Below are 21462 nucleotides of genomic sequence, written 5' to 3'. Positions count from 1 at the left end.
ATGCGCTGGATCCACCGCGACTCGGTGATCACCTGCGACCACGACGGCCGGGTCGAGAACCGGCCCTCGCAGGAGTGGGTGACCGTCACCGGCGTGCCGGTGCTGGTGGACGACGACCCGGAGGGACGAAAGATCATCGCCTGTCCGAACTACGGCCCGACCATCAAGCCGTGCACGAAGACGGAGTCCCTGCGCGTCGGCTACAGCGACTGGCTGCGGGTCGACGGGCACCGGGTGGTGCTGTCGAACCTGGAGGGATTCACCAACGGGACACCTCCCAACGCGGTCCACCACACCGTGCGCGATCCGCGCCAACTGTTCCTGGCGGCGGACCGATGAGGGCGTTCCGGTTCGTCGGCGCGGGCTTCGACGCCGGCCGTACCGGTGGGTTGGCGCTCACCGCGGCCGGCGGCCTGGCCATGACCGAGGGCGACGAGAGCGTACGCCAGGCGCTGTTTCTGCTGTTGTCGACGACGCCGGGCGAGCGGCTGATGCGCCCCGGGTACGGCTCCCGGCTGCACCGACTGGTGTTCGCGCCCAACGACGACACGACCGCCGGGCTGGCCATCCACTACGTCCGGCAGGCCATCGCCCGGTGGGAGCCCCGGGTCGAGGTCATCGACGTCGACGCCGGGCCGGACCCGGACGACGCGTGGCGGCTGGTGATCCGGTTGGACTACCGGGTGCGGGCCAGCCTGACCCCCGGGCAGCTGGTCTTCTCCGTGGACCTGCTCCCCGCCGACGAACCCGAACAGGGAGGATCGTCATGACGCTGCCCGTGCCGCACCTGGACGACCGGGGGTTCCTCGACCTGGTCACCGAGACCCGGGAACGGATCCGGCAGTCCTGCCCGGCGTGGACCGACCTGTCGGCGCACGACCCGGGCATGGCGCTGGTGGAGGCGTTCGCGCACCTGACCGAGGTGATGATCTACCGGCTGAACCAGTTGCCGGACAAGGCGTACGTCTCGTTTCTGAACCTGCTCGGGGTGACCCGGCACGCGCCGACCGCGGCCTGGGCGGACGTCCGGTTCACCCGCGGCGGCACCGATCGCGCGGCGGTGCGGATCCCGGCGGGGCTGCGCGTCGCGGCGGCCCGTGGCGCCGACCCCCGCCCGGTCGTGTTCGTCACCACCGAACCGGCGCTGCTGCCCGCCGGCGAGGCGTCGGTGCTGGTCCGGATGCACCACTGCGAGCTGGTCGAGGCGGAGCTGATCGGCGTCGGCACCGGCCAGCCGGGGCAGGTGCTGCGGGCGGCGCGCGCTCCCCTGGCGCACACGGCCGAGCCGCTGGACCTGCTGCTCGGCGTGGAGGTGCCGGCCGGCACGGTGGAGTTGGGCGCGGCGGCCCGGGAGCACGACGGCCGCACGTTCGAGATCTGGCGACCGGTGGACAGCTTCGCCGGGCTCGGCCCGCAGGCCAAGGCGTACCTGGTGGACCGCTGCTCGGGCACGGTCACCTTCGCTCCCGCCCTCGACCTGCGCCCGCCCGTCGAGCCCGCGTCCGACACGGCCGAGCAGGGCGCGCCGGCTCCGGTGACGGTGGCGGCGGTGCCGCCGGCCGGGCGTCAGGTCCGGCTCTGGTACCGGGCCGGCGGCGGGCCGACCGGCAACGTGGCGGCGGGCACGCTGACCAGCCTGCGCGATCCGCTTCCCGGCATGAAGGTGGACAACCCCGCGCCGGCCGCCGGTGGTCGGGACATCGAGGCGTTGGAGTCGGTGCTGCTGCGTGGCCCGTACGAGTTCTTCGCGCAGCAGCGGGCGGTCACCGCCCGCGACTTCGAGGTGTTGGCCACCAGTTCCGGCGCGGTGGCGCGGGCCCGGGCGTTCACCCGCGCGGCGGTGTACAGCTTCGCCCGGCCGGGCGAGGTCGAGGTGGTGCTGGTGCCGTTCGTGCCGGCGACGGCCCGTCCGGGTGGCCGGCTGCCGGTGGCGGTGCTGCGCGAGCACGAGGTGCCCGAGGCTCGGCGTCGGGTCGAGGCGGACCTGGAGCAGCGCCGGATGGTCGGCATCCGGTCCCGGGCGACCTGGGCCCGGTTCAAGGCGGTGTCGGTACGGGCCCGGGTGGTGGTCCGGCGGGAGGAGGACGTCGACGCGGTCCGCCGGCGGATCCACGACCGGCTGCACCAGACGTTGAGCCCGCTGCCCACGGCGCTCAATCCGACCGGCTGGCCGTTCGGCGAGCCGCTGCGGGCGTCCAACGTGTACCGCCTGCTGGAGCACGCCGAGCCGGGCGTGCGGTACGTCGAGTCGGTCCGGTTCGTGGTGGACGAGGCGCCCGACGCCGACGTCCGCGCCCTCGCCGTCGACCAGTACCAGCCGCGCACCTGGTACGCGGGGCGCGGCGCGGTGCTGTTCCGCTCCAGCAACGCGGGCTCCGGCTGGGAGCCGACCGGCCGCTTCGACGGTGAGACGGTGCTGCGGGTGGCGCCCGCGCCCGCGCCGGTGCGGCCGGGCATCGTGCCCCGGGCCGGCGCGGTGGCCGTGGTGACGCTGCGCGCGTCCGGCGGCTCCCGGGTGCACCTGAGCACCGACCTGGGCGAGACCTGGTCGCTGCTCGCCGATCTGGATTCGCGCATCTCCGACGTGGCCTGGTTGGACCGCGACGGCGCGGGCGCGCTGCTGGTGGCCACCGATACCGGCCTGTACGAGGTGTCGCTGCTGCCCGGGGCGGTGCCGTTGCAGATCCTGGTGGATCCGTCCGACGCCGACCGGGGGTTCTACGCGGTCCGCGCGTTCGTCTCCGAGCGGGGTGCGCCGGGTGTGGCGGTGGCGGCGCAGGCCAGCTTCGGGGTGTACCTGTCGACGGCCGGCGGCCGGCCGGGCAGCTTCACGCACGTCGGGCTCGCCAACGTGGACAACCGGGTCCTGGCCGTGCAGTACGACGGCCCGGCCACGCTGCTGTGGAGCGGCGCCGGCGAGCCGGACCCGAAGAAGCCCGGCCAGGGTTGCCACCGGACCCGGCTGTTCGAGTCCGACGTGCAGTGGCAGTCGGTGCAGAGCGGCTGGATCGGCGGCACCTGCCGCGACCTGGCGTTCGCCGGCCAGTCGGCGTTGGCGGCGACGCAGAGCGGCGGGGTGCTGCGGCTGGACACCCTCGCGGCGCAGCCGCAGTGGCAGCCGGTGTCGGTCAACTGCGGGTTGCCGCTGCGCGACCGGACCCGGTTCGTGCCGGTGGACGCCATCGCCGTGAGCGGCCCGGCGACCAGCGCCCCGGCGACCAGCGGGACGGCGGGCAGCGCGGCGGCGGGCAGCGGTCCGGCGGAGCGGCTGATCCTGGCCGGTGGTGAACGCGGCGTGCACCGCAGCGCCGACGCGGTGGACTGGACGCCCAGCGCCAACCAGGCCACCGCCGACGTGGTGACCGTCCCGGACACGTGGCTGCTCTGCTCCGGCGAGCACGACATCGAGGTGGTGCGTCAGGATGCGACGCTCGGCGATTGAGCGGCTGCTGCCCGCCGCCTACCAGCGGGCGTGCGTGCCGGGCAGCGTGCTCTGGGCGCTGCTGGACGTGATGGAGGGACTGCACGCCCCGGACGAGGCCATCCTCGCCGAGGTGGACGCCCTGTTCGACCCGTACCGGGCGCCGGACCATCTGGTCGTGCGGTTGACCCGCTGGGTGGCGATGGATCACGTGGTGGCCTCGCCCCGACCGGACGCCCCACTGCCGCTGCCGGTGGGCCGGCTGCGTGACCTGGTGGCGAACGGCGCGCTGCTGGCCCGGTGGCGCGGCACCCCGTACGGGATGCGTCGGGCCCTGGAGCTGGCCACCGGGTCGACGGGTTTCGTCATCGACGAGCCCACCGAGCAGCCCTTCCACATCGTGGTTCGGGTGCCGGCGGCCGCCGCCGGCCAGCTCGCCGTGATCACCCGCATCGTCGAGGCGGAAAAGCCCGCCTCGACCACCGTCGAGATCGTCGTGGATGAGGAGTCGTCATGACCACCGAGTGGGCGGTCGTCGCCGCCGCCGAGCAGTTCACCCTCGATCCGCGCAACAGCGGCGAGCTGACCTTCACCGTCTCCAACCCGGGCAACGCGCCGGACACGGTGGTGTTCGACGTGGCGCCCGGCGACGGTTCGCAGCGGGCGTGGTTCACCGTGGCCGAGCCGCAGCGGGTGGTGCCCGGGCAGGGCTCCGTGTCGTTCCTGGTCAAGCTGGCCGTACCGGCCGGCACCCCGCCCCGGCGCTACGACATGACCGGGTTCGCGTACTCGGCGAACACCGCGCCGGAGGAGAGCTCCCGGTCCAGTGGTCGGGTCACCTACGAGGTGCGGGCGGTCGCCGCACCCCGGCGTATCCCGTGGTTGTGGATCGCCGCCGCGGCGGCGATGGTGCTGGTGGTGGTGACCGTCGGCGTGGTGCTGTTGACCCGCGACGGCGAGCCGGGCCCCGGCGAGCCGCGGGTGGTCACCGTCGAGGCGGAGAGCCTGGTGGACGGCGCGGTGGTGGAGTCGCCGCAGAAGAGCAAGGCGGGCGTGGGCGCCCAGCCCAACTGCTGCGGGGTGACCTGGTCCGAGGACAAACAGCTGTTCTTCACCGGGCTGGCGATCGGCGACCAGGTCACCGTGACGGTGCAGATCCCGGCCGACGGCACCTGGCGCTTCGCCACGGTACGCACCACGGCCCCCGACTACGCCAACACCGTCTTCACCATCGACGGCAGTCAGGTCGGCGGCACGTTCCTCGGCTTCACCCCGACGGTGCAGAAGACGGAGTTCCTCGACGTCGGCACGGTCCGGCTGGCCAAGGGGCCGCACCGGATCACGCTGCTGGTGGTCGGCAAGACGCAGGGCACCAACTCCTACTTCGCCGGGGTGGACACGATCCGGTTCACCGAGCTGGTCGCGCAGGCCGTCGCACGATGAGCGGGCGGCAGAAGGCGCTGCTGGGGGTGCTCGCCGTGCTGCTGGTGGCGCTGTTCGTGGTCGCGGTCAGCGTCCCCGGGCAGGATCGCGGCGACCCCGGGGCGAGGCACGGGCTGGTCGATCGACTGGGTGCGCTGGGCGGTGAGCGTTCGGCGGTGGACCCGGGCACGGTCAGCGCCGACTGCGCCGACGAGACCGGCCGGCTGGTCTTCACGGGCAGTTGCGTGCTGCGGGTCGCCGACCCCGGCGGGCTGCGCACCCTCGTGCTGCGCAGCCCGGCACGGTTCCGGGTGACCGCTCCGGCGCCCGGGGACGCCGACCTCACCATCCGCGACGACGTCGAGCCGGCGTCGGACGGCACCGGCGCGGTGGCGAAGGTCGCCGTCGACGAGGCCACCGAGGTCGCGGTGACCTGTCCCGGTCTCGGTGGCTGCACGGTCACCGTGACCACGTCCTGACTGGGAAGGTGCCGCCGTGGGTGACCTGCGCAAGCCGTTCCTGCTGCTGGCGATGCTCGCCATCGTCCTGGCCATCGGGGTGGAGCTGGGGGCCGGGCTGCTGCTCGGCGGCGCCGACGCCAGCAGTGCCCTGACCGACAGCGCCGGCACGCTCGACGTGGAGATCGACGACGTGTCCGGGGTCAGCGAGCCGTCCGGTCGGGGCACCGGCTACCTGGCGTTGATCGACGCCGTGGCGGTCTGGAGCACCGGCCTGTTCTGTCTGGGCCTGCTGCTGCCCGAACGTGTCCAGGGTCGGGTGCAGGGCATCGCCAGCCTGATCTTCTCGATCATCCTGATCATCGTCGGGCTGGTGGCGTTGCTCATCGCGTTCGTCGAGCTAATGATCATGGTGTCGCTGTTCCTGGCCGTCCCGTTCGGCACCCTGGCGTACCTGGCACTGTGGGGGTTCTTCCCGGTCGGCGAGGCGTCGGTGCTGCTGGGGTTGGTGCTGCTGCTCAAGCTGCTCTGGGCGGGGCTGCTGGTGCTGGCCCAGCCGCGCTTCCTGCAGAACAAGGGCCTCGTGCTGCTGATCGGCACCACGCTGCTGTGCACGGTCGTCCTGGAGTTCCTGCACAACCTGGTGCCGGTGATCCTGGTCAGCATCGTCGACGACGTGGCGGCTCTGGTCTTCGCGGTGGTCGCCATCATCTGGGGGCTGGTGCTGCTGATCGGGTCGATTCCGGCGATCGTCAAGGCCGTCCGCGTGACGGCGGCCCTACCGGCCCGCGCCGCCGGCCGGGACTGACGGCCGCCCGTGCCCGCGTCGTCTCGCCGGGCGGTTCACGGCGCCGACGCGCCCAGGGCGGCGACACCGTCGCGGTCCAGCGTCCCGTCGGCCAGCCACACCCGGTACCGGCCGTGCCGGCTCGCGCCGGCCGGGACCACCGCCGGGCGGTCGAACGCGAACGCCACGCAGACCCCCGGATACATCCCGGTCCGCACGAACCACCGGTCGCCCCGGCCCAGACCGGCAAAGACCAGGGTGTACGCCCCGCCGCCCGGCCCGGTGCCGGTCAGCGCGAGCCACGGCGCCGTGCTGCCGTTGACCGTCTCCTCCCCGGCGGCGTCGGCGGTGAACGCCACCGGTTCGCCGTCGGCGGCGGCCCGCCAGAAGAATCCGCCGTAGCCGGCCCCGCCGGGGCGGCCGTTGGTGGCCGGGCTGCCCAGGCGCACCTCCCGGTCGGCCGGGGCGGTCAGGACGGAATCCAGGTCGAGCCGCCAGACGTCGGAGGCGACCACCGACGCGGTCAGCTGCCGTCGCTCGGTCAGCAGCACCCCGCCGGCCCGGTCGCGCCACTGCAGATCGTGTGCGTACCGGCGCGGGGAGCGCTCGATCTCGGCGGTGTGGGCGATGACGCCGTGGTCGTCGCGCCAGGTGTAGCCGACGTCGCGCACGTAGGTGCGCCCGCCCCAGAGGTTGCTGCCGTTGACGTCCTGCACGGCCAGGGACGCGCCGAGGTGCCACACGTGGTCGGCGGGCAGCGCGTCGGTGACCACCGTGCCGCCGAGGGTGCGTACCGGGTGCAGGTACGGCCGGGGTCCGTGCCGCGCGTCCAGCGCCGGTTCGAGCATGTAGCGGGCCACCTCCGTCCCGTCGACCAGCAGCCGGGCGGGCTCGTCGGCCGGGGCGGCAGGACGGGCCACGGGCTCGGCGCTCACGGCAGCTCCGGGCGGGCGGGGACGGGCAGCCGGCCGGCGACGGCGTGCAGGGCGGCCAGGGTGTAACCGGCGAGGATCGGCACCGCCACGGGCGTGACCAGGACGGCGAGCAGCCCGGCCAGCGCCGTCACCCCGCTCACCGCGGCCCAGCGGATCGGCGCGTCCAGGCAGGCGCGGGCGGCGGTACGGGCCGCGTCGCGCCACCGTCGGCGGCCGCCCACCTCGACGACGACCAGGCCGGCGTACCCGGCCAGACCGGCCGTGACCAGCGCGGTCACCAGCAGAGCCGGCGGGCCGCCGGGCACCCGGCCGGTGGCCAGCGCCGTCAGGTCGGCGGCGAGGAGGCCGGCCACGACCAGGGCGAGCAGGCTCACCGGCACGCCGGGCAGCACCGAGCGGCCGAGTCGGCGCAGGGTGGCGCGCGCCGACGGCCAGCTGCCGGTACGCGTCCAGTCGTGCACGGCCGCGCTGGCCGTACCCACCGCGGCGGCGGTGAGCAGGAGCCCCGCCGCCAGGGTCAGCAGGATGACTCGACCGGGCCACCGCCACCTACCCCACCCCTAAACCAAAACCTGGGCCGACGCTGGCTTCAAGAACCGCGTCATCGAACACGGCGCCGCAATCGGCGTCGACGTCGACGCCGTCACCAAAGACCCGCAGGTCAAGGGCTTCAGCGTGGTTAAACGTCGATGGGTCGTCGAACGCGCCATCGGCTAGCTCATGCACCACCGACGACTCGTGCGCGACTACGAAACCCGACCCGACAACTCCGCCAGCATGATCACCATCGCCATGATCGACAACCTCGCCAAACGCCTCACCACCGAAACCACCCCAACCTGGCGAGATGACTAAAACCACAAGCACGCAAAATACGTGAATCGGACGCCCTCTCAGTGAACCGAACCAGTCGGCGGTCCGTTGTATCTATATCCATGAGGTCCCTGCAGTGCGATCAGGTTCACGCCGTTGGCCGATTTTTCGTGACACGGCATCCAGGCAGGTCAGTAGAGGAAAGGAAGCGGCATGCAGCGAAGGCCGCCCGTCCGTGGGTCAGTTCCGCATAACCAGCTCGGAATTTTGGACTGCTATCTTGTGTGGCTTCTGAGTCCCGCTGGCAAAGATGGAACTAAGCCAACCGACACTTTCAACTCGCCCCACAGGAAGCTCGGTGGTCGCCTCAATAAACTTGCTAGACGAGGTGAAAATGTCAGGGCTTTCGACCGTGAGGTGCCAGTGTTGGAGGCGCTCGGGGCTACTGTCGGAAACCGACAGATCACCGATGCGCCATGGTTTCCGGAACGTGGCGGGCAAATTACGGATATGAAAACGCGGCACGCGGTTGTTTTGGGTGTCATTGTAGAGCAAATGCGGGCATTGGCATTGGCCGCTGACGCCCCATCCGGCTTCTCTGACCATGTGGAAAAACTGCTGAAAGAACGTTTTCCTGATTCCGGCAAGGTGCCGCAGGGCCAGGGTGGATCGCAGGCCGCGGTGGGGCTGGCACCGGCCAGCTTGTCAGGGTTTACTGGTGGGTCGTCTCAGCCCCCGGCGACCGGGTTGGATCACTATAGGGAATGGGTCCAGTCGCAGACGGGGCTTACCTACGCTATGAGCCCGCCAGGCGCGGAATTTTGGGGGAGTTATCAGGAATACCTGGCGCGACAGGCCGCCATGGCACAGGCTCCGCGCCGGCCGCCGCGGCAGTACGCCGCATACCCAGAACGATCTCTGTCGCAGCCAGTCCCACTCATGGCCACTCCTTCGCTATCGGTCACAGCCGCGACGACGAGCAGCACCATTCAGGTAACACGCCGAGAGCAGCAGGCAGCCCCGCATCAGAATCCGCCCTACATGCACCAAGGAACGGCACAGATGCCCGCCCCTGCTACTCACCCTCAATTCAGGATCTGATCAACGCCCCAGCAACGGCGGAACGCTGCGGCGAACCACACGAAGTGACGAACCTCCGCAGCAGTACTGCTGTGGAGGTTCGTCACTATTGATGGCGTCGAGTCGTCTGCGGTAGTGGCTGGCTTTCACATACGAGACGTCCTGTTCCCGCAGCCAGCCGCGTAGGCCCGGGTTCTGCCCGTAGGCCTCAGCGGCGGTGAACCACGCGAACGGCACCCCAGCGGCGATCGCTCTCTCCAGCATCGCCCGCGCCTGCTGCGGCTTGGTCGCGAACGCCACCTCATCGGGGATCGCCGCGTCCCGGCACCGCCGCCGGTCCTCGGTCCACGACTTCGGCAGGTACAACTTTCGGTGATCAACGCCCGCCCCTTGCCAGAGGCATAGCACAGGAACGTACCGATCCGACAGTTCTCCGACCGCCGTCCCCGAATACTGCCGCTGCACCCCCGCAGACCGGTCCCCTTGTTCAAAAACCCAGTCTCGTCGGCAACCAACACCGCAGCAGGATCGCCGAGGTGTTCCACCACATAATCGCGAACATCATCACGCACCGCGTCGGCATCCCAACACGGGCTACACAACACCGCCTGCATCCCGTCCGGCGACCGGTCACCAGCCTGCTCCGCGAGAGTCCACCCGTTACGCCGCTCCAACGGCGACAGCAGCCCTCGCACATAAGCGAACGCCCGCTTCCGCGGCTCCACCCGCGAGAACCGGCCCGCGATCCGGGCAAACAACTCACCCAGCCCGACTTCCCACCACTCAACCAACCCAACGCCAACCACAATGGACTATCGAGCCACATCCACCCGAAGTTGCGAACCACCGTTGCAGTATTTGGAGGCGATGGCGTCACCGGTGGCCGCGGTCGTGGTGCCCGGGCCCGCAGGGCAATGCGGGTCCGGGCCACGCGATGCGGCCAGGGGACGTGCCGGTCGGGCGTGCGGGCCCGGGCCGGTCGAGTCGCGGATGACCAGGTCGGTCTGGAGCATTACCTGTGCGGTGGTACGACGGACGCCGAGCGCCGTGCCGGCACCGAGCCCTCGCGCGCCGCGCGGTGACTCGGTGTCCTGTTGCAGCAGCATGTCGACGGCCGTCCGGCCGGCGGCCGCGGTGGGTGTGGCCACCGTCGTCAGTTTGGGGCGGGTGAGCCGGCTCAGGGCGATGTCGTCGACCCCGACGACGCTCACCTCCTGCGGCACCCGGACCCCGAGCGCGTCCAGCCCCTCGATGAGGCCGATCGCCATCAGGTCGTTGTAGGCGAGCACGGCCGACACACCGCTGCGCCGCACCTGCTCGGCGACGGCCGAGCCGCCGGTCTCGGTGGGCGCGTTGGGGCCGAGCATGGTCAGCTCGGCGCCGCCGGCGCGGGCGGCCGTGGCGGCGGCGCGGCGCATCTCCCGGTTGGTCCATGAGCTGCGCGGGCCGCCGAGCAGGGCGATGCGGTCGTGGCCGAGGCCGACGAGGTGCTCGATCGCCGCCCGGGCGCCCTGCCCGACATCCATCAGCACGCAGGGCAGGCCGGTCACCTGGCGGTTCACCACCACCAGCGGCACCTCGCGGCTGAGCTGTTCGATGAGGCTGTTGCTCATCCGTGGGCTGCACAGCAGCACCCCGTCCACCTGCTTGGCGAGGGCGTGGACCAACTCCTCCTCGGCGGTCGGGTCCTCGTTGGTGTCGGCCACGAAGACGTGGTAGTCGCGGTGGCGGGCCTGGCTCTCCGCCGCCTTGATCAGCGGCGGGAAGAACGGGTTCGCGATGTCCGCGATGATCAGGCCGATGTTGTGCGTACGGCCGGTGATCAGGGCCCGGGCGGCCCGGTTCGGCCGGTAACCCAGATCCTCCGCGCAGGCCAGCACGCGGACCCGGGTCTCCGGGTTGACCAGGTGCGGGGCCGAGAAGGTGCGGGACACGGTGGAGATGTGCACACCGGACGCCCGGGCGACGTCCCGGATGGTGACTGGCACGGCGGCCCCTTCGTCCGTTGTGGCGGCGGTCACGTGGGTGTCGCCAATTAATGCAAACGGTTGCTCCAGTGTCAACGGTGGATGATGACGGTTCTGTTGCGCCAGCGCTCCCAGCGGTGATCTATGAGCCCGCAAAGGGGGACATATGCCGCCGGTTGCGGCCTCCACGTTGACGCAATCGGATCGACCGTGATTACTTCACTGCAAACCTTTGCAGGATCACCGGGGAGGCCACCGAATGTCACCGAGAGCCGGCGGGCGGGTCCGGTACGCCGTCGTGGGCACCGGCGCGCGGGCGGAGATGTTCGTCCGGGCCCTGGTCCTCGATCACCCCGACACCACCGAGCTGGTCGCCTTCGCCGACGTCAACCAGGCCCGGATGGACGCGCACAACCGCTGGCTGGCCGAGCTGGGTCACGACCCGGTGCCCACGTACCCGGCCGCAGACTTCGCGGCCATGCTGGACAAGGAGCACGTCGACGTCGTCCTGGTCACCAGTGTGGACGTCACCCACGACGCGTACGTGGTGGCCGCGCTGCGCGCCGGTCGGGACGTCGTCACCGAGAAGCCGATGACCGTCGACGCCCCGCGCTGCCGGCGCATCCTCGACGCGGTGAGCGAGACCGGCGGTCGGGTGACCGTCGCCTTCAACTACCGCTACAACCCGCTGCACGAACAGGTCCGCCGGCTGCTCGCCGACGGCGCGGTCGGCGAGATCGGCTCGGTGCACTTCGAGTGGCTGCTGGACGTCCGCCACGGCGCCGACTACTTCCGCCGCTGGCACCGGGACAAGGCCACCTCCGGCGGGCTCACGGTGCACAAGGCCAGCCACCACTTCGACCTGGTCAACTGGTGGCTGGCCGCCACACCCGTCGAGGTGTACGCGGCCGGCCGGCTCTTCTTCTACGGCGACGGCGGCCGCCGGCACGGCTACGCCCGCGACTACGACCGGGCGCACGGCTCCCCCGCCGCCGTCGACGACCCGTTCGCGCTCCGGCTCGACGCGCACCCCCGGCTGCGCGAGCTGTACCTCGACGCCGAGGCCGAGGACGGCTACCACCGCGACCGCAACGTGTTCTCCCCCGGGGTGAGCATCGAGGACGACATGGCGGTGCTGGCCCGCTACTCCACCGGCGCGACGATGACCTACCACCTCACCGCGTACGCACCCTGGGAGGGCTACCGGGTGATGGTCAACGGCAGCCGTGGCCGCCTGGAACTGGAGGTGACCGAGAACGACTTCGTCGACCGGGGCACCGCCGGCGCGGTCAAGGGCGCCGCCCTGCACGGGGTCGAGGCGCCGGCCGAGGGCGGACGCGCGACGCTCACCCTGCGCCCGTTCTGGGAACCACCCCGGCAGATCCCGGTGCAGGGCCGCACCCGGCACGGCCACGGCGGCGCGGACGCCCGGATGACCGCTGTGCTCCTCGGCGGCCAGCCGGACCCGCTGGACCGTGCCGCGACCGCCGACGACGGCGCGTTGGCCCTGCTCACCGGCCTGGCCGCCAACCGGTCCTTCGAGACCGGGCAACCGGTCCGGGTCGCCGACCTGCTCACCCTCCGCTGACCACCGACGAGGAGCCCAGCCCCGTGCCGACGTCCGACCACACCGATCTGCTCCTGCCCTCCGAGCCCGGCCAGCGCGCGTTGGCCCGGGAGTTGTACGCCCTCGCGGCGGAGCAGCCGATCATCTCGCCGCACGGGCACGTCGACCCGGCCCTGCTCGCCGATGATCGGCCCTTCCCCGATCCTGCGCAGCTGCTCATCGTGCCCGACCACTACCTGACCAGGATGCTGCTCAGTCAGGGCGTGCCCCCGGCGCAGCTGGGTGTGCCCACCCGCGACGGCAGCCCGGTGGAGACCGACGGCCGGGTGATCTGGCGGCGATTCGCCGCGCACTGGCACCTGTTCCGGGGCACCCCGTCGCGGCTGTGGCTGGAGCAGACCTTCCGCACCGTGTTCGGGGTGAACACCCCGCTCGGCCCGGCCACCGCCGACACCCTGTACGACGAGATCGCGGCCCGGCTCGCCGAGCCGGACTTCCGCCCCCGGGCGCTGTTCGAGCGCTTCGGCATCGAGGTCCTCGCGACCACCGAGTCGCCGCTGGACGACCTGGGTCAGCACGCCAAGCTCGCGGCCGACGGCTGGGGTGGGCCGGGCGGGCGCGTGGTCACCACGTTCCGCCCGGACGACGTGGTGGACATGGAGTTCGACGGCTGGTCAACCAACGTGGACCGGCTCGGGACGCTGACCGGTGCGGACACCGGCACGTACACCGGTTATCTGGCCGCGCTGCGGGCCCGGCGGGCCGCGTTCATCGCCGCCGGGGCGACCTCGTCGGACCACGGCCATCCCACCGCGCGCACCCTGGACCTGTCACCGGCCGAGGCGGCGCGGCTGTACGACCGGGGCCGGCGAGGCGAGGCCGACGCGGCCGACGCGGAGGCGTTCCGGGCGCACATGCTGATGGAGTTCGCCCGCATGTCGCTCGACGACGGCCTGGTCCTGCAGCTGCACCCCGGCGCCGTGCGCAACCACAACCGCTGGCTGCACGCCCGGCACGGCCGCGACGTCGGCGGTGACGTCCCGCAGGTCACCGAATACGTGCACGCGCTCGCCCCGCTGCTGGAGCGCTACGGCAACGATGCCCGGCTGCGGGTCGTGCTCTACACCCTCGACGAGGACACCTTCACCCGCGAGCTGGCGCCCCTGGCCGGCGGCTACGCCGCACTGCTGCTCGGCGCGCCCTGGTGGTTCCTGGACTCCCCCGAGGTGCTGCGCCGGTTCCGGGAGACCGTCACCGAGAGCGCCGGCTTCTACAACACCACCGGGTTCGTCGACGACACCCGGGCGTTCTGCTCCATCCCGGTCCGCCACGACGTCGCCCGCCGGGTGGACGCCGGTTTCCTGGCCCGGCTGGTCGCCGAGCACCGGCTGCCGATGGACGAGGCGGCCGAGACGATCGTCGACCTGGCGTACCGGCTGCCCAAGCGGGTCTTCAACTTCGGAGGCGACGACCAGTGAGTGTCACCATCACGTCCGTCGACGTGCACGACGTGCGGTTCCCGACCGCTGCCCGGGGCGACGGCTCCGACGCGATCAACCGGGGTGACTACTCGGCGACGTACGTGGAGCTGGGCACCGACGCCGGCCCGATCGGCGCGGGGTTCACCTTCACCAACGGCCGGGGCAACGAGATCACCTGCGCGGCGGTGCAGGCGCTGGCGCACCACGTACGGGGGCGCACAATCGAGGAGATCACGGCCGAGCCGGTCGCGTTCTGGCGCTCGCTCAGCGCCGACGTGCAGTTGCGCTGGCTGGGTCCGGAGAAGGGCGTCATCCACATGGCGACCGGCGCGCTGGTCAACGCGGTGTGGGACCTGCGGGCCACCCTCGCGGGCAAACCGATGTGGCGGTTCCTCGCCGAGCTGCCCACCGACGACCTCGTGGCCAGCGTCGACTTCCGGCACATCAGTGACGCGCTCACCCCGGACGACGCCGCCGCGATCCTCGACAAGGGACGCGACGGGCTCACCGACCGGATGGCCACGCTCGACCGCGACGGCTTCCCCTCGTACACCACCTCGGTCGGCTGGCTCGGCTACCCCGACGACAAGGTGCGGGCGCTGACCCGGCAGGCGTACGACGACGGCTGGCGGGCGATGAAGATGAAGGTGGGCGGCCCGCTCGCCGACGACCTGCGCCGGGCCCGGATCATCCGGGCCGAGATCGGCCCGGACGCGCTGCTGATGATGGACGCCAACCAGGTCTGGGACGTCGACGAGGCGATCACCGCGATGGCCACTCTGGCCGAGGTCGACCCGTACTGGATCGAGGAGCCGACGCACGCCGACGACATCCTCGGGCACGCCCGGATCGCCCGCGCCGTCACCGAGCTGACCGGCGGGCGGTGCCGGGTGGCCACCGGCGAGGTCGCCGCCAACCGGGTGATCTTCAAGCAGCTGCTGCAGGCCGAGGCGATCGGCGTGATGCAGATCGACGCGTGCCGGGTCGGCGGCGTCAACGAGGTCCTGGCGGAGCTGCTGCTGGCGGCGAAGTTCGGGGTGCCGGTCTGCCCGCACGCCGGCGGTGTGGGCCTCTGCGAGTACGTCCAGCACCTGGCGATCTTCGACTACCTGCGGGTGGGCACCAGCCTGGACGGGCGGATGGTCGAGTACGTGGACCACCTGCACGAGCACTTCGTCGACCCGGTACGCACCCGCGGTGGCCGGTACCTGCTGCCGGAGCGGCCCGGCTACAGCGCCACCATGCGGCCCGCGTCGGTGGCCGAGTTCCGCTTCCCGGACGGTCCGGCGTGGCGGTGACCGTCGGCGCCACCCGGCTCGGCCTGGGTGTAATGCGCCAGCTACCCATGGAGTCCCGTCCGCTCGTCCGGCCGGGCACGGTGCCGACCGGCGTCGTACACCTGGGGTTGGGCGCGTTCCACCGCGCGCACCAGGCCGTCTACACCGAGGCGGCGGTCGGCGCGGCCGGCGGCGACTGGGGCATCGTGGCCGTCGCGCCGCGCAGCACCGCGCTGGTCGAGGCCCTCGCCGCGCAGGACAACCTGTTCAGCGTCAGCACCCTCTCGGCGGCCGGCAGCACGACCCGGGTGGTGGGCGCGCTGAGCGGGGTACGACACGCTCCCGGCGACCCGGACGCCGTGGTGGCGCTGCTCGCCGACCCGGCGGTGCGGGTGGTGACGCTGACCGTCACGGAGAAGGCGTACCACCTCGACCCGGTGACCGGCGACCTGTGCCCGGACCCGGCGCTCGCCGCCGATCTGGCCGGCGGTCGTGCGCCGACCACGGTGCCGGGGCTGCTGCTGCGTGGGCTGGCCGCCCGGGCTGCCGCGGACGCCGGGCCGGTGGCCCTGGTGAGCTGCGACAACCTGCCCGCCAACGGCCGACGTCTGCGGGGTCTGGTCGACCAGGCGGTCGCCCGGGCCGCCGGGGTGCCCACCGGGCTCGTCGAGTGGGTCGCCGGCAATGTCACCTGCCCGGGCACCATGGTGGACCGGATCGTGCCGGCCAGCACTCCCGACACCATCGAGGCGGCCCGTCGGGCGCTCGGCGTGACCGATCTGGCGGCGGTCGCCGCCGAGCCGTACGCGCAGTGGGTGATCGAGGACGACTTCCCGGGTGGGCGGCCGGGTTGGGAGCACGCCGGGGCGGTGCTCACCGACGACGCCGGCCCGTGGGAGCGGTTGAAGTTGCGCAGCCTCAACGGCGTGCACTCGGCCGTCGCGTACCTGGGGGCGCTCGCCGGCCGGGAGACGATCGCCGACGCGCTGGAGATCCCGCACCTGGCCGACGTGCTGCGCCGGCTGATCGCCGAGGACGTCGCGGCCAGCTTCACACCGCCCGACGGGGTGCGGGTGGTCGACTACGGCGAGCAGGTCCTCGCCCGGTTCGGCAACCCGGCGATCCGGCACCGCACCCTACAGGTGGCGATGGACGGCTCGCAGAAGCTGCCGCAGCGGATCCTGCACACCATCGCCGACCTGCGCGCGGCCGGCCGGCCCGCGCGCTGGGGCGCGCTGGTCGTGGCGTCCTGGCTGCGCTTCGCGCTGGGCTACGCCGACGACGGCCGGCCGTTGCCGTTCCAGGATCCGCTGGCCGGGCCGATCCGGGCCGTGCTGGACGCCGGCGCGCAGAGCCCGGCCGGCGCGGTGGACGCGGTCTTCGCCCTGCGCGAGGTCATTCCGGCCGAGGTGGCCGGCGACGACGAGGTACGCGCCGACGTGATCGCCTGGCTGACCGCCCTGGAACGCCACGGCGTCGAGGCCACCCTGGCCGGTGTCCGGTGAGCGGGCGCCTACCGCCGGCCGGTGCGCGGTGACCGGGGCGGCGCCGCCGACGCGGGTGGCGGTGATCGGTGCGAACGGGCACGGCCGCTGGCACCGCCGGGCGATCGCGCCGTTGCACGCCGACGGCCGGGTGCGGCTGGTCGCGCTCGTCGACGTCCAGCCGGTGCGGGACGATCCGGTGGCGCCGCTGCCGTCGGGGGTGCAGGTGTTCACCGACCACCGGGCGATGCTCGCCGCCACCCGGCCGGAGGTGGTGGTCATCTGCACGCCGCCGCACACGCATCTGCCGATCGCCCGCGACGCCCTCACCGCCGGCGCCGACCTTCTGCTGGCGAAGCCGCCGGTGTTGTCGCTGGCCGAGCACGACGAGCTGACCTGGGCGTTGACCACCGCTGGTCGGGTCGCCCAGGTCGGTTTCCAGGCGCTCGGCTCGGCGGCGCTGACCGCGTTGACCGACGCGCTGGCCGCCGGACGCCTCGGCACGGTCACCGGCATCGCCACCGTCGCCGCCTGGCAGCGCCCGGACGCCTACTACGCCCGCTCCGCGTGGGCCGGTCGGCGGACGCTCAACGGGCGGCCGGTGCTGGATGGCGCGCTGGCCAACCCGCTCGCGCACGCGGTGATGCAGTGCCTGGCCGTCGCCGAGTCGCTCGGCGGGGCGCCGCCCTGGCCGGTCGCGATCGAGGTGGAGCGCTACCGGGTCCGGCCGATCGAGGTGGAGGACACCGCGGTGCTGCGGATCCGCTTCCGTGCCGGCCCGCCGGTGCTGGCCGCGGTCACCCTGGCGGCCGAGGAGTTCGTGGCCGGTGAGGTGGAGGTGACCGGTTCGGCGGGTCGTGCGGTGCTGGAGTACCCGACCGACCGGCTGTGGCTGCCCGGCGACGTGGTGACCCGCCGGGTCCCCGGTCGGCAGGGCCTGCTGGAGAACCTGCTCGCGCACCGGGCCGATCCGCTCGGTGTGCCGCTGATCGCGCCGCTGGCCCGTACCGCGCCGTTCACCGCGCTGCTGGACGCGCTGCGCGCCGCACCGGAGCCGCGGCTGCTCGACGGCGACGTTGTCGACGCGGTGGGCGACGGTGCCGAGCGGGTGGTGCGGATCCGTGGCGTGGTCGACGTGCTGCGTCGAGCGGCCGAGCAGGGCGCGCTGCCCAGCGAGCAGGGCGTGTCGTGGGCCGCGCCGGCGTACCGCGCGGATCTGGCGTAGTGGCGGCGCCCCGATCTGGGCGCCGACGCGGGCTGGACGCCCACCCTGCGGCGCGACCCGGTCCTGCCGGCCCCGCTGGTCCCCCTCGTGGTGGGACCGCTCGCCGGCGCGGACCGGCTGCCGATCTGAGCGCCCGCCCACCCGTTGATCAACTCTGCGGTTGCCGGACGCCTCGGCGGCACGCGGGACCATCGATGTGGAGAAGATCGGCTATAAGTGACGCATGGACTTCCCGCCGCACCTGGGCAGCATGCCGATGCACGCGATCACCGAGATCCACGGTGAGCCCGGGCTGCTGGAGCGCTTCCGGCTGGAGGTCGAGCAGTTCGACGTCGACGCCCGCGCGCGGCTGTCCGCCGCACTGGACCTGGCCGCCGACCTGCACCGCGACGACCGGCGCGTCCGCGAGCCGTACCTCAACCACCTGCTGCGGGTGTCCATCCGGTTGATGCACCACTACCAGGTGCGCGAGGTGGACGTGATCGTCGCCGGTCTGCTGCACGACTCGGTCGAGGACCACCCGGCCGAGCTGGCCGGCGGCGAGCAGGTCGCCGACCCGACCGCAGCCGCGTTGGCCGCGCTCGCCGCGCGGTTCGGGCCGCGGGTGGCCCGGCTCGTCGGTGCCGTCACCAATCCGGTGTACGACCCGCGGCGCGACCGGAACACGCAGTACCGGGAGCACCTGGCCGTCAGCCTGGAGCGGGAGCCCTGGGCGCGGGTGATCAAGGTGTCGGACTTCACCGACAACGGCGTCGGGGTGATCCACACGGTCGGGCCGAAGGTGGTGTCCTCGGCCCGGAAGTACCGGCCGCTCGTGCCGCTGTTCCGCGACCTGATCGGCCGGCCGGACACCCCGCTGACCCCGGCGGTGAAGCGGCACATCTTCGGCCAGCTCGACCTGGCCGAGGAGCGGTTCAGCGCGATCCTGGACCAGCCGGTCGCACCTCACTGACCAGGTCGAACCCATCACCCGACCGGGTTCCGCGACAACTTCTCAGATCTCCGGGACGTACCCCGGCCTTACGGTTGGTTTGCGCCAGATGCGAGCCAAGAGCCCTCTTGGTCGAAATGCCTGGCGTGACCCGATCGAGAGGATTTGACCATGCGCGACCTTTCTCGTCGCGATCTGCTCAAGGCGACCGCCGTTGGTGCCGGGGCGGTCGCTCTGCCGGGCATGATGGTCGGAGGCAGCTCGGCGATCGCGGCCGACGGCCCCGGCCCGTCCGACGCGACGTACCCACCGGCGAAGCTGACCGGGCGCATCGTTCGCCCCCAGAGCCCCGACTACGCGGAGGCGAGCCTCGGGTGGGACGAGCTGTTCGTGCGCTATCCGCTGGTCATCGTCTTCGCCCAGGAGACCCAGGACGTGGTCAACGCCCTCACCTGGGCGCGGCAGCACGACGTCGCGCTGCGGGTCCGCAGCGGCCGGCACAGCCTCGAAGGCTGGTCGAACGTCGACAACGGCCTCGTCATCGACGTCAGCGAGCTGAAGGACGTGCACATCGACACCGCCACCCGCACGGCGAAGGTCGGCGCGGGCCTCAACCAGCTGGAGGCGGTGACGACGCTCGGTGAGTACGACCTCGCGGCGACGACCGGCACGGAGGGGACCGTCGGCCTGTCCGGTGCGACCCTCGGCGGTGGCTTCGGGTTCCTCACCCGTTACCTCGGCATGGCCTGCGACAACCTGATCGGGGCGGAGATCGTCGTCGCGGCGGGGGCCAACGGCGCGAAGGTGCTCCAGGTGGACCCATGGAACCACTCGGATCTGCTCTGGGCGCTGCGCGGCGCCGGCAACGGCAACTTCGGGATCGTCACCTCGCTGACCTACAAAGTGGCCCCGCTGAAGAGCGTCGCCTACCTTCAGGCGACCTGGCCGGGCCTCGACGACCTGCACCGGGTCTTCGACGCCTGGCAGCGCACCACACCGTTCGCCGACCCCCGCCTCGGCAGCCAACTCGAGGCCCACCCGGACGAGATCCTGATGTTCGGGGTGCTCGCCGAGGGATCGGAGGCGGAGGTGCGGCGGCTGCTGGCGCCGATCCTCTCCATCGGCGACCCCGAGGTGACCGTGCAGATCGGCGGCTGGGGCGACACGTACGCCGGCTTCCAGATCCCGAACGAGGACGAGCCGGCGAAGTGGAAGTTCTTCTCCCAGTTCACCAGGGAGCCGTTCCCGGCCGAGGCGATCAGCATCATCCGCGAGTTCCTGGAGAACTCGCCGTCGCCGGACAGCAACTTCTTCACCCAGGCGTTCGGCACGGGCGCCCAACGCCAGGAACCCTTCGGCGGGGCGGCGTTCCCGCACCGCGACGCGCTCTTCTACTCCGAGCCGGGCACCGGCTGGGGCACCCGCGGGGAGCCCGACAGCGGCGACGCCATCACCCCGATCGCCCAGACCTGGATCGCCGAGTTCAGCCAGGCGCTGCGCCCCTTTGTGGACGGCGCCTACGTCAACGTGCCGAACATCGGCATGGCCGAGTGGGAGACCGCCTACTGGGGGCGCAACGTCGAGCGGCTGCGCAAGATCAAGGCGAAGTACGACCCGCACAACGTCTTCCAGTACGAACAGAGCGTCCCGCCCGCGACACACTGACCAGGGTGACCGGCGGTGCGGGTGGCACCACCCGCACCGCCGGCCCCGTCCACCGTGTCGATCAGGGATGCGGCACCGTGGCACCGGCCGTGCCGGCCCGCACCAGGTGCTCCAGCCAGGGTGTCGGCCCCACACCCAGCTCACGGCCCAGGTCGGCGCGGAACAGCTCGAAGCGCCGTACCGCCTCGTTGATGTTGCGTTCGGCCAGGTGCACGGCGATCAGTGCCCGGGTGGCGCTCTCCCGCAGCGGCTCCAACTGCACGGCGGTCAACGCCACCTGCACCGCCTCGCTGTAGCGGCCCTGCGCGGTGAGCCGCTCCGCGAGCGCCTCCAGCGCGTACAGCCGCGTCTGCCGGAGCCGCTCCCGCTCGGTCAGCACCCAGTCGTCGTACCAGCCGGGCAGCAGCTCACCGGTCCCGAGCGCCGACACGTCCGGCGCGGCGTCCACCGGCGTGACGCCGGTCAGCAGGGCCGCCGCCGCCGCGGTCAGGGTGGCCACGTCGCTGGTCACCCCGGCGGCCAGGGTCAGCCGGTCCTGCTCCTCGACGAGCGGCTCGGGGGTGACCCGGTGCAGCCGCCACAGCATGGTGCGCAGGTTCGCTCGGGCGCGGTCCTCGTGCGAGCCGGGCCAGAGCGTGCCGGCGGCCTCCGACCGGGCACAGCGCGGCCGTACCCCGAGGTAGGCCAGCAGTCGGCGGGCGCCCTGCGGCACCGCCACCGCCCGCCCGTCGCGTTCCAGCCCGAACCCGCCCAGCAGCCGCAACGCGTACCGGGGCGGCTGCCCCGCGGCGGCCTCGTTCACCCCGGAGTGCAGGTCGTGCGTCACCTCGTGAACATGCATGCATGCGCCTCTCGCACCCGATCGCCCCGTGGCAGTTCCACGCTCGGGTGTGGACGGTTCGCGCACCAGCGCAGTGTCGTCACACCGACCCGGCGAGCGGTGTGGATC

At 72.4% G+C, this 21462-nt stretch carries 19 protein-coding genes and 2 pseudogenes; 15 read left to right on the top strand and 6 right to left on the bottom strand.

What is annotated here, in order from left to right; genetic code table 11:
• The 7 genes from AB0H52_RS23500 to AB0H52_RS23470 are packed head-to-tail and all read left to right on the top strand — an operon-like array spanning position 1 to position 6109.
• A complete protein-coding gene (locus AB0H52_RS23500) occupies positions 1 to 339 on the top strand; it encodes a hypothetical protein (protein ID WP_151492370.1) in 339 nt (112 codons plus the stop codon).
• The gene (locus AB0H52_RS23495; RefSeq protein ID WP_151492369.1) at positions 336 to 770 is read left to right on the top strand and encodes a GPW/gp25 family protein; all 435 of its coding nucleotides are present in this window, start codon (positions 336 to 338) and stop codon (positions 768 to 770) included. Before AB0H52_RS23500 ends, AB0H52_RS23495 begins: the two co-directional genes overlap by 4 nt.
• The gene (locus tag AB0H52_RS23490; protein WP_357949984.1) at positions 767 to 3442 is read left to right on the top strand and encodes a putative baseplate assembly protein; all 2676 of its coding nucleotides are present in this window, start codon (positions 767 to 769) and stop codon (positions 3440 to 3442) included. Before AB0H52_RS23495 ends, AB0H52_RS23490 begins: the two co-directional genes overlap by 4 nt.
• Entirely contained in the window at positions 3423 to 3938 is a 516-nt protein-coding gene (locus AB0H52_RS23485; RefSeq protein WP_151492367.1) for a phage tail protein, read from the top strand. Before AB0H52_RS23490 ends, AB0H52_RS23485 begins: the two co-directional genes overlap by 20 nt.
• On the top strand, positions 3935 to 4864 hold the full coding sequence (locus AB0H52_RS23480) for a hypothetical protein (RefSeq protein ID WP_151492366.1): 930 nt from the start codon (positions 3935 to 3937) through the stop codon (positions 4862 to 4864). Before AB0H52_RS23485 ends, AB0H52_RS23480 begins: the two co-directional genes overlap by 4 nt.
• On the top strand, positions 4861 to 5322 hold the full coding sequence (locus tag AB0H52_RS23475) for a hypothetical protein (RefSeq protein ID WP_151492365.1): 462 nt from the start codon (positions 4861 to 4863) through the stop codon (positions 5320 to 5322). Before AB0H52_RS23480 ends, AB0H52_RS23475 begins: the two co-directional genes overlap by 4 nt.
• A 16-nt stretch (positions 5323 to 5338) precedes the next feature.
• On the top strand, positions 5339 to 6109 hold the full coding sequence (locus AB0H52_RS23470) for a hypothetical protein (RefSeq protein ID WP_151492364.1): 771 nt from the start codon (positions 5339 to 5341) through the stop codon (positions 6107 to 6109).
• A 35-nt stretch (positions 6110 to 6144) separates the two neighbouring features.
• On the opposite strand, the gene AB0H52_RS23465 is transcribed toward AB0H52_RS23470, so the two are convergent.
• Positions 6145 to 7023, bottom strand: a complete 879-nt coding sequence (locus AB0H52_RS23465; protein ID WP_357949979.1) for a PmoA family protein — start codon at positions 7021 to 7023, stop codon at positions 6145 to 6147.
• Positions 7020 to 7505: a hypothetical protein gene (locus tag AB0H52_RS23460; protein WP_151492363.1), complete on the bottom strand. Its 486-nt coding sequence runs from the start codon at positions 7503 to 7505 to the stop codon at positions 7020 to 7022. Before AB0H52_RS23460 ends, AB0H52_RS23465 begins: the two co-directional genes overlap by 4 nt.
• Positions 7506 to 7590: 85 nt before the next feature.
• On the opposite strand from AB0H52_RS23460, the pseudogene AB0H52_RS23455 reads away from it, so the two are divergent.
• Positions 7591 to 7878, top strand: a pseudogene (locus AB0H52_RS23455) (IS5/IS1182 family transposase); the annotation flags it as partial.
• 1059 nt (positions 7879 to 8937) lie between these two features.
• Here the strand turns inward: AB0H52_RS23455 and AB0H52_RS23450 are convergent.
• The 3 genes and pseudogenes from AB0H52_RS23450 to AB0H52_RS23440 all read right to left on the bottom strand — a co-directional run bounded on the left by AB0H52_RS23450 (position 8938) and on the right by AB0H52_RS23440 (position 10904).
• A complete protein-coding gene (locus AB0H52_RS23450; RefSeq protein WP_357949976.1) occupies positions 8938 to 9381 on the bottom strand; it encodes a transposase in 444 nt (147 codons plus the stop codon).
• Between the two features lie 86 nt (positions 9382 to 9467).
• Positions 9468 to 9611 (bottom strand): annotated as a pseudogene (locus AB0H52_RS23445) (IS701 family transposase); the annotation flags it as partial.
• 117 nt (positions 9612 to 9728) lie between these two features.
• On the bottom strand, positions 9729 to 10904 hold the full coding sequence (locus AB0H52_RS23440) for a LacI family DNA-binding transcriptional regulator (RefSeq protein ID WP_151489597.1): 1176 nt from the start codon (positions 10902 to 10904) through the stop codon (positions 9729 to 9731).
• Between the two features lie 238 nt (positions 10905 to 11142).
• Here AB0H52_RS23440 and AB0H52_RS23435 point away from each other — a divergent pair, with 238 nt between their 5' ends.
• The 7 genes from AB0H52_RS23435 to AB0H52_RS23405 all read left to right on the top strand — a co-directional run bounded on the left by AB0H52_RS23435 (position 11143) and on the right by AB0H52_RS23405 (position 20513).
• Entirely contained in the window at positions 11143 to 12471 is a 1329-nt protein-coding gene (locus AB0H52_RS23435; RefSeq protein WP_151489596.1) for a Gfo/Idh/MocA family oxidoreductase, read from the top strand.
• A 23-nt stretch (positions 12472 to 12494) separates the two neighbouring features.
• A complete protein-coding gene (gene uxaC, locus AB0H52_RS23430) occupies positions 12495 to 13928 on the top strand; it encodes a glucuronate isomerase (protein ID WP_357949972.1) in 1434 nt (477 codons plus the stop codon).
• Positions 13925 to 15229, top strand: a complete 1305-nt coding sequence (locus tag AB0H52_RS23425; RefSeq protein WP_357949969.1) for an enolase C-terminal domain-like protein — start codon at positions 13925 to 13927, stop codon at positions 15227 to 15229. The genes uxaC and AB0H52_RS23425 overlap by 4 nt, the downstream gene beginning before the upstream one ends.
• The gene (locus AB0H52_RS23420; RefSeq protein WP_225854411.1) at positions 15220 to 16713 is read left to right on the top strand and encodes a mannitol dehydrogenase family protein; all 1494 of its coding nucleotides are present in this window, start codon (positions 15220 to 15222) and stop codon (positions 16711 to 16713) included. Before AB0H52_RS23425 ends, AB0H52_RS23420 begins: the two co-directional genes overlap by 10 nt.
• Positions 16703 to 17917 carry a Gfo/Idh/MocA family oxidoreductase gene (locus AB0H52_RS23415; RefSeq protein WP_357949966.1) on the top strand — a complete coding sequence of 405 codons (1215 nt, stop codon included), beginning with the start codon at positions 16703 to 16705 and terminating at the stop codon, positions 17915 to 17917. The genes AB0H52_RS23420 and AB0H52_RS23415 overlap by 11 nt, the downstream gene beginning before the upstream one ends.
• A 223-nt stretch (positions 17918 to 18140) precedes the next feature.
• Positions 18141 to 18869, top strand: a complete 729-nt coding sequence (locus tag AB0H52_RS23410; RefSeq protein ID WP_151489592.1) for an HD domain-containing protein — start codon at positions 18141 to 18143, stop codon at positions 18867 to 18869.
• Between the two features lie 150 nt (positions 18870 to 19019).
• Entirely contained in the window at positions 19020 to 20513 is a 1494-nt protein-coding gene (locus tag AB0H52_RS23405) for an FAD-binding oxidoreductase (RefSeq protein WP_151489591.1), read from the top strand.
• A gap of 61 nt (positions 20514 to 20574) precedes the next feature.
• Here AB0H52_RS23405 and AB0H52_RS23400 read toward each other — a convergent pair whose 3' ends face one another.
• Positions 20575 to 21354, bottom strand: coding sequence for a BTAD domain-containing putative transcriptional regulator (locus tag AB0H52_RS23400; protein WP_151489590.1), 780 nt, complete (start codon positions 21352 to 21354; stop codon positions 20575 to 20577).
• Positions 21355 to 21462 lie beyond the last annotated feature (108 nt).

Source organism: Micromonospora sp. NPDC050695 (assembly GCF_040654415.1).
Taxonomy (GTDB): domain Bacteria; phylum Actinomycetota; class Actinomycetes; order Mycobacteriales; family Micromonosporaceae; genus Micromonospora.
Note: the sequence above shows the minus strand (reverse complement) of the source record. Positions and strands in the feature narration are given on the sequence as shown.

Excerpts from the sequence above, each read along its gene's own strand:
- AB0H52_RS23485 (WP_151492367.1), top strand. The coding sequence starts at position 3,423 with ATGCGACGCTCGGCGATTGAGCGGCTGCTGCCCGCCGCCTACCAGCGG.
- AB0H52_RS23490 (WP_357949984.1), top strand. The coding sequence starts at position 767 with ATGACGCTGCCCGTGCCGCACCTGGACGACCGGGGGTTCCTCGACCTG.
- AB0H52_RS23480 (WP_151492366.1), top strand. The coding sequence starts at position 3,935 with ATGACCACCGAGTGGGCGGTCGTCGCCGCCGCCGAGCAGTTCACCCTC.
- AB0H52_RS23495 (WP_151492369.1), top strand. The coding sequence starts at position 336 with ATGAGGGCGTTCCGGTTCGTCGGCGCGGGCTTCGACGCCGGCCGTACC.
- AB0H52_RS23405 (WP_151489591.1), top strand. The coding sequence starts at position 19,020 with ATGCGCGACCTTTCTCGTCGCGATCTGCTCAAGGCGACCGCCGTTGGT.
- AB0H52_RS23500 (WP_151492370.1), top strand. The coding sequence starts at position 1 with ATGCGCTGGATCCACCGCGACTCGGTGATCACCTGCGACCACGACGGC.
- AB0H52_RS23475 (WP_151492365.1), top strand. The coding sequence starts at position 4,861 with ATGAGCGGGCGGCAGAAGGCGCTGCTGGGGGTGCTCGCCGTGCTGCTG.
- AB0H52_RS23400 (WP_151489590.1), bottom strand. The coding sequence starts at position 21,354 with ATGCATGTTCACGAGGTGACGCACGACCTGCACTCCGGGGTGAACGAG.
- AB0H52_RS23435 (WP_151489596.1), top strand. The coding sequence starts at position 11,143 with ATGTCACCGAGAGCCGGCGGGCGGGTCCGGTACGCCGTCGTGGGCACC.
- AB0H52_RS23410 (WP_151489592.1), top strand. The coding sequence starts at position 18,141 with ATGGACTTCCCGCCGCACCTGGGCAGCATGCCGATGCACGCGATCACC.